The 12433-nt window shown below is 64.0% G+C and carries 11 protein-coding genes; 5 read left to right on the forward strand and 6 right to left on the reverse strand.

What is annotated here, in order from left to right:
* Positions 1-119 precede the first annotated feature (119 nt).
* Complete coding sequence (locus tag ACZ889_RS20025; RefSeq protein ID WP_004576704.1) at positions 120-1037, forward strand: LysR family transcriptional regulator; 918 nt, start codon at positions 120-122, stop codon at positions 1035-1037.
* A gap of 17 nt (positions 1038-1054) precedes the next feature.
* Here the strand turns inward: ACZ889_RS20025 and ACZ889_RS20030 are convergent, their stop codons facing one another.
* From ACZ889_RS20030 to gtdA, 5 genes are all read right to left on the reverse strand, one after another.
* Positions 1055-2248, reverse strand: coding sequence for a 3-hydroxybenzoate 6-monooxygenase (locus tag ACZ889_RS20030; protein WP_180689888.1), 1194 nt, complete (start codon positions 2246-2248; stop codon positions 1055-1057).
* Positions 2249-2277: 29 nt separating this feature from the next.
* Entirely contained in the window at positions 2278-2919 is a 642-nt protein-coding gene (gene maiA / locus ACZ889_RS20035) for a maleylacetoacetate isomerase (RefSeq protein ID WP_180689887.1), read from the reverse strand.
* Between the two features lie 18 nt (positions 2920-2937).
* On the reverse strand, positions 2938-4290 hold the full coding sequence (locus ACZ889_RS20040) for an MFS transporter (RefSeq protein WP_180689886.1): 1353 nt from the start codon (positions 4288-4290) through the stop codon (positions 2938-2940).
* Positions 4291-4371: 81 nt separating this feature from the next.
* A complete protein-coding gene (locus ACZ889_RS20045; protein WP_180689885.1) occupies positions 4372-5070 on the reverse strand; it encodes a fumarylacetoacetate hydrolase family protein in 699 nt (232 codons plus the stop codon).
* A gap of 16 nt (positions 5071-5086) precedes the next feature.
* Positions 5087-6142, reverse strand: a complete 1056-nt coding sequence (gene gtdA / locus ACZ889_RS20050) for a gentisate 1,2-dioxygenase (RefSeq protein ID WP_476257742.1) — start codon at positions 6140-6142, stop codon at positions 5087-5089.
* Between the two features lie 141 nt (positions 6143-6283).
* On the opposite strand from gtdA, the gene ACZ889_RS20055 reads away from it, so the two are divergent.
* The 4 genes from ACZ889_RS20055 to ACZ889_RS20070 all read left to right on the forward strand — a co-directional run bounded on the left by ACZ889_RS20055 (position 6284) and on the right by ACZ889_RS20070 (position 10877).
* The gene (locus ACZ889_RS20055) at positions 6284-7210 is read left to right on the forward strand and encodes a LysR substrate-binding domain-containing protein (RefSeq protein WP_476257743.1); all 927 of its coding nucleotides are present in this window, start codon (positions 6284-6286) and stop codon (positions 7208-7210) included.
* An 87-nt stretch (positions 7211-7297) separates the two neighbouring features.
* Positions 7298-9364, forward strand: coding sequence for a maltose alpha-D-glucosyltransferase (gene treS, locus ACZ889_RS20060; RefSeq protein WP_476257744.1), 2067 nt, complete (start codon positions 7298-7300; stop codon positions 9362-9364).
* Positions 9365-9536: 172 nt separating this feature from the next.
* On the forward strand, positions 9537-10166 hold the full coding sequence (locus ACZ889_RS20065) for a riboflavin synthase (RefSeq protein WP_003248093.1): 630 nt from the start codon (positions 9537-9539) through the stop codon (positions 10164-10166).
* Positions 10167-10175: 9 nt separating this feature from the next.
* On the forward strand, positions 10176-10877 hold the full coding sequence (locus tag ACZ889_RS20070; RefSeq protein ID WP_180689881.1) for a YoaK family protein: 702 nt from the start codon (positions 10176-10178) through the stop codon (positions 10875-10877).
* On the opposite strand, the gene proP is transcribed toward ACZ889_RS20070, so the two are convergent.
* Positions 10878-12380, reverse strand: coding sequence for a glycine betaine/L-proline transporter ProP (proP, locus tag ACZ889_RS20075; RefSeq protein WP_476257745.1), 1503 nt, complete (start codon positions 12378-12380; stop codon positions 10878-10880).
* Between the last annotated feature and the right edge of the window lie 53 nt (positions 12381-12433).

A 12433-nucleotide genomic window follows, 5' to 3' on the forward strand; every position in this document is an offset into this window, starting at 1 on the left:
ACCGCGTCTCCTGGCACTTGTGACTGCATGCAAGCCACGTTAGATTCTCTACACCCCCTTGGGAAGATCTATAAACAGATGGGGTACCTTCTGAAAAACAGATACCCCGGGAGCCTACCGTGTCACTCACCCTGCGCCAGGTCCGCTACTTCGTTGCCACCGCTGAAATCGGCCAGATCTCGCAAGCGGCGATCCACCTGAACATCTCCCAGTCGGCAGTGACCACAGCCATCAAGGAGCTGGAGGCGATGCTCGGCGTGCTGTTGTTTCAGCGCTCGGCCCAAGGCATGAGCCTGACCGAAGCCGGCCGGCACTTCTTGAACCGGGCCTACGTCATCCTGCGCAGTGTCGACGATGCGTTGAACAGCCCGCTTCCGGACGTGCGCGCCAGTGGCCTGTTGCGCCTGGCGGCGAGTTACACGGTGATCGGCTACTTCCTGCCGCACCACTTGCAGCGCCTGGAGCACTGGCATCCGGACGTGACCCTGGAGCTGTACGAGCAGGAGCGCAGCGCCATCGAGCAAGGCCTGCTGGAGGGGCGTTTCGACATGGCGGTGGTGCTCACCGCCAACCTCACCCACCCCGATATCGTCTCGGAAACCCTGTTCAACTCCGAGCGCCGGCTGTGGCTGCCCGGGCATCACCCACTGTGCGAGCGCTCGGCCGTGAGCCTGGCCGATGTGGCCTGTGAGCCGTTCATTCTGTTGACCGTGGATGAGGCCGAGCACAGTGCCATGCGCTACTGGGAGCAGGCCGGCCAACGGCCAAGCGTAAGGGTGCGGACCAGCTCGGTGGAGGCCGTGCGCAGCATGGTCGCCAATGGCAGCGGAGTGGCGATCCTGTCGGACCTGGTGCACCGGCCGTGGTCGCTGGAGGGCAAGCGCATCGAGACGGTGACCATCAGCGACCCGGTCACACCGATGAGCGTGGGGTTGGCCTGGCACCGGGAACGGGCATTCAGCCCGGCGATGCAGGCGGTGCGCAATTACTTCCATGATGCGTTTCTGGCACCGCAGCAGTTGTCGGCCCGGCGCTGAGCCTGCCGGGCCTGTCATCAGCGTTTCAGGCAGGTTTCGATGTTCCAGCCATACAACCACTGCACGGCATCGTAGAACTGCTCCTGCGAACGGCCTTCCCACAGTTGGTTGCGCACCTGCCGCTCGACGCCCTTGGCATGGTAAAGCCGCCCCATTTCCCGCGCCGACCACAGCACCCGTGCGGTACGGGGTATGCGGATCGATTCGTACAGGCGCAACGCCGCCTGCAAGTCATGCTCACAGGCCTTCACCGCCTCCCCTAGCACCACGGCGTCCTCCAGCGCCATGCACGCGCCTTGGGCCAGGTACTGGGTCATCGGGTGAGCAGCATCGCCCAGCAGGGTCGCCAGCCCTTCTCCCCACTGCTCCACCGGGTCGCGGTCGGCGGTGGCCCAGCGGCGCCAGGAGGTAGGCCGGTCAAGCATCTGCCGGGGCCGCGGGTGAATGCCCTCGAAATACGACAGTACCTCTTCCTTGCTGCCGTCGGTCACGCCCCACTGTTCCTCGTTACGGCTATGGAAAGTCACTACCAGGTTGTACTGCTGGCCGCCGCGCAGCGGGTAGTGCACCAGGTGGCAGCGCGGGCCGGCCCACAGCATCGGCGCGTTGACGCGCAGATCTTCGGGCATGTTCTGCACATCCACCACAGCGCGATACACCACGTGCCCGGTGACCCTTGCCGGGTCGCCAACCATACGCTCGCGGATCACCGACTTCACCCCGTCGCAGCCAATCACCGCGTCGGCCTGGTAGCGGTTGCCCTTGCTGTCGGTCAGGGTCACGCCATGGTCGTCCATCTCCATGCCGGCGATAAGCGTCGAGGTTTGGAAACGGATCAACGGATTCTGCTGCACGGCTTCAAGGATCGACAGGTGAATGTCGGCACGATGAATCACACCATACGGGTTGCCGAAACGCTGGCGAAAACGCTCGCCGACTTCAACGCGCCCCACTTCGTGGGCGTCGATGGCGTCCATCATGATCAGGTGGTCGGTAAACACCGAGCGATTGCGCGCAGCATCGCCGACGCCCAGCGCATCCAGCGCGGCATAGGCGTTAGGGCCAAGCTGGATACCGGCGCCGATCTCACCGATATGCTCGGCCTGTTCCAGCAGCAGCACCTGGATACCTTGGGCGGCCAGGGCCTGAGCGGCAGCAAGGCCACCGATGCCCCCGCCGACGATGATGATTTTTTGTTGTTGGGCAGTCATGGTTGGGGTCTCCGTACAGGCTGCGGTTTTTATTGGATGAAGTCGGCTTGGCGGCCGGGCGCAGCACGCTGGAAGGCGGGTTGCGCCTGGCAGTGGTCGTACACCGCCATCACTCGTGGGTAAGCGTGCAGGTCACAGCCCATGCGTTCGGCGTTCGCCACTTGCGGCACCAGGCAGCAGTCGGCCAGGGTCGGCTGTGCACCGAAGCAGTAGGGGCCTTCGCCATGGCGTTGCAGGAGGGCTTCGAGAGCACCAAGCCCCTCGGCGACCCAGTGCGCGTACCAACGGTCCTTTTCCTCAGGCCCTACGTTCAGCACACCTTGCAGGTAACCAAGCACGCGCAGGTTGTTGAGCGGGTGGATGTCGGATGCGATCAGTTGCGCCACCTCCAGCACCCGGGCACGCAGCAAGGGGTCGCCGGGCAGCAATGGCGCCTGCGGATAGCGCGCGTCGAGGTAGTCGATGATCGCCAGTGACTGGGTCAGGCTGACAGAATCGTTGTCCACCAGTACCGGCACGCCCCCCATGGGGCTGAGCGCACGGTGCGGCGCCTGGCGTTGTTCACCGGCGCGCAGGTTGACGCCGTGGTACTCCACCTCCAGGCCTTTCAGGGCCAGGGCAATGCGCACACGGTACGAGGTGGAACTGTTGAAAAAGCTGTAGAGCTGCATGGCAGTATTCCTGCGGGTTCAGGGCATGATGTGGGTGGTGGCGGGCAACGCAGTGACAGGTCGCACGCCCTTCAGGAAGATCGCCGCAGCGGCCAGCACCGCAGGCAGCATGAGCACGCTGAACAGCAGCTCGAAGGACAGCCCGGCATCCATCAGCAACGCACCACCAAAGGTGCCGCACACTGAGCCGATTCGCCCTACCCCGTGTGCCCAGCTCACACCCGTGGCGCGGCTGCTGGTGGGGTAGAAGGCTGCAGCCAGGGCATTGGCACCGACCTGCGAACCGCTGATGCAAAAGCCCATGCCGGCCACGCTCAGCCCCAGCAGTACGTAGTCGCCATGGCACTGACCAATGGCGAACAGGCACGCAGCGCCGCCGAGCAAGGCCAGCATCAGCACGTTATGCGGGTCGAAGCGGTCCATGGCCGCCCCCAGGCACAATGCGCCAAGGGTGCCACCGATCTGGAAGAGCGCGCTGATCAGCGCCGCCTGGCTCAGGCTCAGGCCGGTGTCACGCACCAGCAACGGCAGCCAGTTGGTCATGCCGTAGATGATCAGCAGGCTCATGAAAAACGCCAGCCAAAGCGCCAGGGTGCCGCGGCGCAACGGCGCGGCAAGAATCTGCCGCACCGGCGAATGGCCTTCTACCGCGTCATCGATGCGCAGGCCCTGACAGCCTACGGGCAACACACCAATACGTCGCACAATGGCAAGCGCCTTGCTATCGGCCGGATTGCGGCGCGCCAGAAAACGCACGGACTCGGGCAGCGCAAACCACAATACCGGCAGCAATGCCAGCGGCAGCACCCCACCCAGGGCCAGCACACTGCGCCAGCCGAAGACTGGCAACAACTGCGCAGCGACCACCCCGCCCAGGGCTGAGCCGAGGGTGAAGCCGCAGAACATGCCGGTCACCATCAAAGAGCGTCGGCGTTGCGGGCAGTATTCGGAGGTCAGGGTGATGGCGTTGGGCATCGCCCCGCCCAGGCCCAGCCCGGTAAGCAGGCGCAACAGTGCAAGGCTGTGCAGGTCCTGGGCGAATGCGGCAGCCAGGCTGAAGACGCCGAAGCAGGCCACCGACAGCAGCAGCACGCGCTTGCGGCCAAAGCGGTCGGCCAAAGGCCCGGCCATGAACGCTCCCAGCATCAGCCCGACCAGTGCTGCACCCAGCACCGGCCCAAGCTCGGCGGCGCCGATTTGCCAGTGCTCGCGCAGCGCCGGGGCAATGAAGCCGATGGCGGCCGTGTCCAGGCCATCGATGGCGGTGACCAGAAAACACAGCAGCAAGACGCGCCACTGAAAGCGCGTCACCGGCTGGCTATCGATGAAGGCTTGTACATCCACGGTGTTGTTTTTATCGGTGGAAGACATGAGCGAAACCTCCGGGCCGGCGCTTGGCGCCGGCCACGTGTTGAACCGGGATGAAAGGCCAGCTGCGCCGGCCCACGGCAATCAGACGACGCGAACGCAGATTTCGCCCAGGCCTTCGACGCCACCCACCATCAGCTCGCCAGCGATCACCGGACCAACGCCTTCGGGCGTACCGGTCATGATCAGGTCACCCGGCTGCAGCTCGAAGAAGCGCGACAGGTAGGCGATGGTTTCCGGCACCGACCAGATCAGCTTGTCGATGTCGCTGCGCTGGCGGTCCTGGCCTTCGACCTGCAGCCAGATGCCGGCCTGCGCCGGATGGCCAACCTGGCTGGCCGGGTAAAGCGGCGCGATGGGTGCTGAGGCGTCGAATGCCTTGCCGATTTCCCAAGGGCGGCCCATTTCGCGCATCTTCATCTGCAGGTCGCGGCGGGTCATGTCCAGGCCCACTGCATAACCGAACACGTGTTCGTTGGCCTGCTCGGGCGCGATGTTGCGCCCGCCTTTACCGATGGCTGCGACCAGTTCGATTTCGTAGTGGTAATTGCTGGTTTGCGCCGGGTATGGCAGCTCCAGGGTCTGGCCGTCGGCCGTCGGTACCACGGCATCGGCCGGCTTGCAGAAGAAGAACGGCGGCTCGCGGTCCGGGTCAAAGCCCATTTCACGAGCGTGGGCAGCGTAGTTGCGGCCCACGCAGTAAACGCGGCGTACAGGGAAGCGCTGGTCGCTGCCGGCGATCGGCAGGCTGGTGGTGGCGGCAGGTTCAAACAGGTAAGTCATGGCAGGGCTCCTTGGATCAATGATGTTCGCGGGCTTCGCGCAGCAGCCCGAGGGCCTCCTGCACCGGCCGATCGGAATAGCTGAACAGTACACACGCGTCGTCCGCCTGCAGGCTCAGCGTTACCCAGCTGGGCACGACGAAGGTGTCCTTGGGTTCGAAATGGAAGGTCTGCCCACCGATGATGGCGCGCCCCCGTCCCTCGACCACCGAGTACACGGTGGCATCGGTGCAGCGGGCAGTCTTGCCGGCGAATCCGCGTGGCAGCAGCTGCATGCAGGTACCGATGGTGGGCATGGCCCAGCCACCAGTGGCTGGGTTGACATAACGCAGCTTCACGCCATCCCAGGCATCCACTTCGCCCTGCTGCTCAAGCGTGGCCAGCGCTTCGCGGGTACGCGCATACGGGTAACTGAAAATCGGTGAGGTAGCGCCCTGCACCTCATGGCGCAGCGGCAGCATGTTGGCGCCGTAGCGGGCCAGGCTGTTGCCGTCCGGGCGACTGACCGGCTGCACGGCCTGCGGGTAGTTCTCGGCGAAACCGGCGCCATAGAAGCGCACGGTGGGGATGTCCAGGCCGTCGAGCCAGATCACCGGCTCGCCGCCTTCGGTTTCGCTGGGGTTGCCGTGGTCATGCCAGGTCCAGGACGGAGTGATGATGAAGTCGCCCGGGTGCATGGTGGTGCGCTCGCCGTCCACTGCGGTGTAGGCGCCCTTGCCTTCGACCACGAAACGCAGCGCAGACTGGCTGTGGCGGTGGCTGGGGGCGATCTCGCCCGGCAGGATCAGTTGCAGCCCGGCATACAGGCTGGGGGTGATCGAGGCCTGGCCGCGAATACCCGGGTTTTCCAGCACCAGCACCCGGCGCACCGCCTCTTCGGCGCTGATCAGCTGACCGGCCTCCATCAGGTACGGGCGCACTTCACCGAAGCGCCACAGCGCCGGCACGCAGGTGGTGGTGGGCTGCGGCGGTACCAGGTTGTGCAGCTGTTCCCACAGGGGGAACAGCGCCTGGCTGTCGATGCGTTGATAGAAGTCGGCGCGGGCCGTGCCGATGTTGTCGTTGTTATTCATCGCTTCACCTTCGGTGGGCTGGGAAGGGGCGATTGGCAGTGGCAGCGCCCCGTTGTGCGACCGATTAAACGCCCGCCAGGCATACAAAAAAAATGATATTTTCATATGCATCCATACTAAAAAGATGATGAGAGGCACGCCATGCACTGGACCCGCCGCCTGCGCCCAAGGCACCTGCAACTGCTGGTGACGCTGGCCGAAACCGGTAACCTCAGCGACACCGCACGGCAGGCCTACACCACCCAGCCTGGGCTGTCGAAGTTCCTCAAGGAGTTGGAGGAAGATGCCGGCGCCCTGCTGTTCGAGCGCCATGCCCGGGGCCTGCGGCCGACCGCCGAAGGTACCCTGCTGGTCAACCATGCGCGGCGCATACTCAGCGAGATGGAACGCGCACAAAGCAACCTGGACGCCCTGCGCGAAGGCAGCACACCCAACGTGGCGATAGGCACCTCACCGGCTTCGGCGCCAAGCCTGGTGCCTGACGCCATCCTGTACTTCCTGGAGAAACACCCCAAAGCGCAGGTATCGCTGCAGGAAAGCACGATGAACGTGCTGCTCGAACGCCTGCAGTTGGGCCAGCTGGATGTGGTGGTCGGGCGAGTCGATAACTACCAGCCCAGCCAGGCCCTGCACAGCGAGATGCTGTTTCGCGAACCCATGCAGGTAGTCGCCCACCCCGACCACCCGTTAGCCAAGCGCAAGGGCCTGAACTGGGACGACCTGTATCAGTACGATTGGCTGTTGTGGCCGCCTGCCACGCCGATCCGCAACCGCCTGGACACGGCCCTGAGCAACGCCGGGCGCAAGCCGTTGCCGTGCCGCATCGAATCATCGTCGCTGATGGCCAATTTGTGGTTGATGCAGAACAGCGACATGCTGTCGGTGGCGTCCGGGCGGGTGGCCGAGCATTTCCATGGGCGCGGGTTGTTGCGGCAGCTGGATTTCGAGCTGGAGGCCGAAGGCTCGATCGGTATGTGCTGGCGTGATGAACCGCATATCGAAGGGGCAGTACTGGATTTGCTGGAGAGCCTGCGCCAAGCGGCCCGCAGCCCCATTCGCAAGCCGTGACCGGTGCTGGTTTCTGCACGGGCCGAACGTTCAGGCCGCAGCGCCGTCATAACCTGAGCCGGTGCCGACACGCAAAGAGGACGCGAAATGACCCAGCCCGACCCGTCGTACGTCAAATGGCTCGAAGACCGCGCCATGCTCAAGGCCTCCCAGGCGCGCGCCAGCCTGTACTCAGGCCAGTCGCGACTGTGGCAACAACCGTACGCCGAGGCCCAGCCCCGCCGCGCCACCGAAATCGCCTCGGTGTGGCTGACCGTCTACCCCGACGCCATCATCGCGCCCGAGGGTTGCTCGGTACTCGGTGCCCTGGCCCACGAAGCGTTGTGGAGGCGCCTGTCGGAGATCGGCGTACAGGGCCTGCACACCGGCCCGATCAAACTGTCCGGTGGCATCCGCGGCCGCGAACTCACCCCCAGCGTGGACGGCAACTTCGACCGCATCAGCTTCGACATCGACCCGCTGTACGGCAGCGAGCAGGAACTGATCCAGATGAGCCGCATGGCCGCTGCGCACAATGCCGTGACCATCGACGACCTGATCCCCTCGCACACCGGCAAGGGCGCCGACTTCCGCCTGGCCGAGATCGCCCATGGCCCCTACCCGGGGCTGTACCACATGGTCGAGATCCGCGAAGAAGACTGGACGCTGCTGCCCGAGGTGCCCGCCGGGCGCGATGCGGTCAATTTACTGCCAGCTCAGTGTGACGAGCTGAAGGCGCGCCATTACATCGTTGGCCAGCTGCAACGGGTAATCTTCTTCGAGCCGGGCGTGAAGGAAACCGACTGGAGCGCCACGCCGCCGATCACAGGCGTCGACGGCAAAACCCGCCGCTGGGTGTACCTGCATTACTTCAAGGAAGGCCAGCCCTCGCTGAACTGGTTGGACCCTACCTTCGCCGCCCAACAAATGATCATTGGTGACGCGCTGCACGCGCTGGACTGCCTGGGTGCACGCGGCCTGCGCCTGGACGCCAACGGCTTTCTCGGCGTAGAAACCCGCGCCAGCGGCACCGCCTGGTCGGAAAGCCACCCGCTGTCGCTCGTCGGCAACCAGCTGATCGGTGGCATGATCCGCAAGGCCGGCGGTTTCAGCTTCCAGGAGCTGAACCTGACCCTCGATGACATTGCGCAGATGTCCAGGGGCGGTGCCGACCTGTCCTACGATTTCATTACCCGGCCGGCCTACCAGCATGCGCTGCTGACGGGCGACACCGAGTTCCTGCGCCTGATGCTCAAGGAGATGCACGCCTTCGGCATCGACCCGGCCTCGCTGATCCATGCCCTGCAAAACCATGACGAGCTGACCGTGGAGCTGGTGCACTTCTGGACACTGCACGCGCACGACATGTACCTGTACAAGGGCCAGACCCTGCCTGGCAGCATTCTGCGCGAACATATCCGCGAAGAGATCTACGAACGGCTGTCGGGGGAACATGCGCCGTACAACCTGCGCTTCGTGACCAACGGCATTGCCTGCACCACCGCCAGCCTGATCGCTGCTGCACTGGGTATCCGCGACCTTGAACAGATTGGCGTAGCGGATATCGAGCGGATCAAGAAAGTGCACCTGCTGCTGGTCATGTACAACGCCATGCAGCCGGGGGTGGTCGCCTTGTCTGGCTGGGACCTGGTCGGTGCCCTGCCCTTGCCCGCCGAAGCGGTTGCCGAACGCATGCTCGACGGCGATACCCGCTGGATTCACCGAGGCGGCTATGACCTGGCCGGGCTTGACCCAGAGGCGGCGGCTTCGGTGCGTGGCATGCCGCGTGCCCGGGCGCTTTACGGCAGCCTCGACAGCCAGCTGGACGAGGGTGATTCATTTGCCTGCCAGGTGAAGAAACTGCTGGCTGTGCGCCAGGCTTACGGTATTGCCACCAGCCGTCAGGTGCTGGTACCTGAGGTACGCAGCCCTGGGCTACTGGTGATGGTGCATGAGCTGCCAGCCGGGCGTGGTATCCAGATCACTGCGCTGAACTTCGGCCAGGACGCAATTGCCGAGGAACTGCTGTTGACCGGGTTCACACCTGGGCCGGTGGTCGACATGATCAACGAGACGGTCGAAGGCGATTTGACCGAGGACGGGCGGCTGATGGTGAACCTGGACCCGTACGAGGCGCTGTGCCTGCGGATCGTCAACAGCAGCGGGCATGTTTGAATCTGGCGTGGCCATGCCGTCGGCAAACCGGTTTCGCCCACAAGCACGCCGCCTGCCCCGCGCAGGCGCCAGACTCGCAAGCCGGCTTGCCAGCCAAGAAGCCGGTCTTGCATTTACGGCGCTACCGGCATAGCGTTCGGAAGTTTTCTTTTCCGTGCCCAGGAGCAACTCCATGTACACCGGCATCGTCCAGGCCGTCCGCCCTCTGCTTGATGTGACCACCTACCCGGGCCACAACCAGTTCACCATCGACCTCACCCCGGAACTGCTCGACGAGCTGAAAATCGGTGCCAGCGTCAGTGTCGAAGGTACCTGCCTGTCCGTGACCGAAATCGACGGCAGCCAGGTCAGGTTCGACGCCATGACCGCTACCCTCGAACGCACCAATCTGAGCAGCTTCAAGCCTGGCCGGAGCGTGAACATTGAACGCTCAGCGAAGATGAACGCCGAAGTCGGCGGCCACCTGATGGCCGGCCACATCGCCACCACTGCCGAAATCGTCGAGCTGTCGATCAAGGAAACCGGCGCCTTCATCAAGTTCCGCATGCCGCCGCGATGGGGCAAGTACGTGTTCCCGCGCGGTTTCATCGGGGTCAATGGCTGCAGCCTGACGGTCGCTGACGTGGAGGATAACGTGATCACCATCAACCTGATCCCGGAAACCCTGCGTCAGACTACCTTCGCCAGCTACCACACAGGTGAACTGCTCAACATCGAGGTCGACCACCAGACCATGGTGCTGGTCGATGTGGTAGAGCGCACCATCAAAGGTACCCTGGCCCGCGAAAACCTGTTGCCCTGAGGCCTGCACATGCTCCCTAACGCCCTCCCCGCGCGCACAGCCAGGCGTTTGCGCCTGCAGGTAATGCGCGGTCGCGTCGGCCTTGGCCTGGTCGCCGCCCTGTCGGTGCTGGCCGGCATGACCGATGCCATCGGCTTGCTGGCACTGGGCGATTTCGTGTCGTTCATGAGTGGCAACACCACACGCCTGGCGGTGGCCATCAGTGAAGCTGACCTGGCCCTGGTGCTACGCCTCAGTGGCGCGGTCCTGGGCTTTGTCGCGGGCAATGCGCTGGGTGTGCTCCTGGCTCGCGGATTGCGCCGTCGAGCCTGGCCGGTGCTGTTGGTGGTTGCCGCACTGCTGGCTTTCGCCGCAGCGTGGCCGTTGCCGGCCACCTTCCCTGCGTTGTTGGCGGCCACGCTGGCCATGGGCATGATCAATGCGGTCGTGGAACAGGTGAATGGCCTGCCCATCGGCCTGACTTACGTGACGGGCGCCCTGTCGCGTTTCGGCCGCGGCCTGGGGCGTTGGCTACTGGGCGAGCGGCACAATGGCTGGCGGGTGCAGTTGGTACCTTGGGCCGGAATGTTGCTGGGCGCCGCGCTCGGCGCCTGGTTGCAAAAACACCTGGGCCTGCAGGCGCTGGCCGGCAGTTGTGCGCTGGCCTGCGTGCTGGCACTGGTATCGCGGTTCATACCGCGTTCCTGGCAGCGTGGCTACATGCCGCGCTGATCATTCGATACGCGGGTGCTGCTGTGCCAGTTTTTTGCGCTTGGCTTCCAACTCGGCGATCTGCGCATCGATGTCCTCGATCTTCTGCTCGATGTTGTCGTGGTGCTCTTGCAGCAGTTCACGCGCCTCTTCGATGTCTGACGCCGCGGGTGCGGCGCCGCGCAGGGGCTTGTTGGCGGTTTCCTTCATGGTCAGGCCGGTGACCAGGCCGACAGCAGCGATCACCATCAGGTAATAGGCCGGCATGTACAGGTCGTTTGTGGTCTCCACCAGCCACGCAGTGAGGGTTGGGGTAAGGCCGGCGATCAGCACCGAGATGTTGAAGGCGCTGGCCAGGGCGCTGTAACGGATGTGCGTGGGGAACATGGCCGGCAGCGTCGAGGCCATCACGCCGATGAAGAAGTTCAGCAGCACGGCAATGATCAGCAGGCCGGCGAAAATAAGCCCAAGCACCCCACTGTTGATCAGCATGAATGCCGGAATGGCCAAGGCCAGCAGGCCGACACTGCCCACGATGATGAACGGCCGTCGGCCAAACTTGTCGCTGAGCAGGCCGATGATCGGCTGCACGAACAGCATGCCGACCATGATCGCGATGATGATCAGCACGCCATGGTCTTCGCTGTAGTGCAGGTTGTGCGACAGGTAGCTGGGCATGTAGGTAAGCAGCATGTAGTAGGTGACGTTGGTGGCAATTACCACGCCGATGCAGGTCACCAGGCTGCGCCAGTGCTGGGTGGCCACCTCCTTGAACGACACCTTGGGCCCGGAGGCCAGGCCTTCACGATCGCCCTGTTCCAGCTTGTCGACGTGCTGCTGGAACGCAGGTGTTTCTTCCAGCGCATGGCGCAGGTAAAGGCCGATGATGCCCAGCGGCAGGGCCAGGAAGAACGGCAGGCGCCAACCCCATTCGAGGAACTTTTCTTCACCCAGCACCGTGGAAATGAGCACCACCACCCCTGCGCCCAATACAAAGCCGGCAATCGAACCGAAATCCAGCCAGCTGCCGAGAAAGCCGCGCTTGCGGTCAGGCGCGTACTCGGCAACGAAGATCGAGGCACCGGTGTATTCGCCACCCACCGAAAAGCCCTGGGCCATCTTGGCCAGCAGCAACAGGATCGGCGCCCAGATACCAATGCTTGCATAGGACGGTATCAGGCCGATGGCGAAGGTGCTCAGGGACATGATCACGATGGTCGCGGCGAGGATTTTCTGCCGCCCGAACCTGTCGCCCAAGGCGCCGAAGAACAACCCGCCAAGGGGCCGAATCAGGAACGGCACCGAGAAGGTGGCCAAGGCCGCGATCATTTGCACGCTGGGGTCGGCGTTGGGGAAAAACACCTTGCCCAAGGCATAAGCGACGAAGCCATAGACCCCAAAGTCGAACCACTCCATGGCGTTGCCCAGCGCGGCGGCCGTGATCGCCTTCTTCATCTTGGCGTCGTCGACGATGGTGATGTCCTTCAGGCCGATTGGCTGGACGCTTTTCTTGCGAGGTTTCATACCCGTATCCCTGTCGATGAATGCTCTAAGGGATCAGATACAACGGGACACTA

Source organism: Pseudomonas sp. TE3895 (genome assembly GCF_056278855.1).

Bases quoted from the DNA above. Each gene is read 5' to 3' on its own strand.
- ACZ889_RS20030 (WP_180689888.1), bottom strand. From the start codon at position 2,248: ATGACTGCCCAACAACAAAAAATCATCATCGTCGGCGGGGGCATCGGT.
- maiA (WP_180689887.1), bottom strand. From the start codon at position 2,919: ATGCAGCTCTACAGCTTTTTCAACAGTTCCACCTCGTACCGTGTGCGC.
- ACZ889_RS20040 (WP_180689886.1), bottom strand. From the start codon at position 4,290: ATGTCTTCCACCGATAAAAACAACACCGTGGATGTACAAGCCTTCATC.
- ACZ889_RS20045 (WP_180689885.1), bottom strand. From the start codon at position 5,070: ATGACTTACCTGTTTGAACCTGCCGCCACCACCAGCCTGCCGATCGCC.
- gtdA (WP_476257742.1), bottom strand. From the start codon at position 6,142: ATGAATAACAACGACAACATCGGCACGGCCCGCGCCGACTTCTATCAA.
- ACZ889_RS20055 (WP_476257743.1), top strand. From the start codon at position 6,284: ATGCACTGGACCCGCCGCCTGCGCCCAAGGCACCTGCAACTGCTGGTG.
- treS (WP_476257744.1), top strand. From the start codon at position 7,298: ATGACCCAGCCCGACCCGTCGTACGTCAAATGGCTCGAAGACCGCGCC.
- ACZ889_RS20065 (WP_003248093.1), top strand. From the start codon at position 9,537: ATGTACACCGGCATCGTCCAGGCCGTCCGCCCTCTGCTTGATGTGACC.
- ACZ889_RS20070 (WP_180689881.1), top strand. From the start codon at position 10,176: ATGCTCCCTAACGCCCTCCCCGCGCGCACAGCCAGGCGTTTGCGCCTG.
- proP (WP_476257745.1), bottom strand. From the start codon at position 12,380: ATGAAACCTCGCAAGAAAAGCGTCCAGCCAATCGGCCTGAAGGACATC.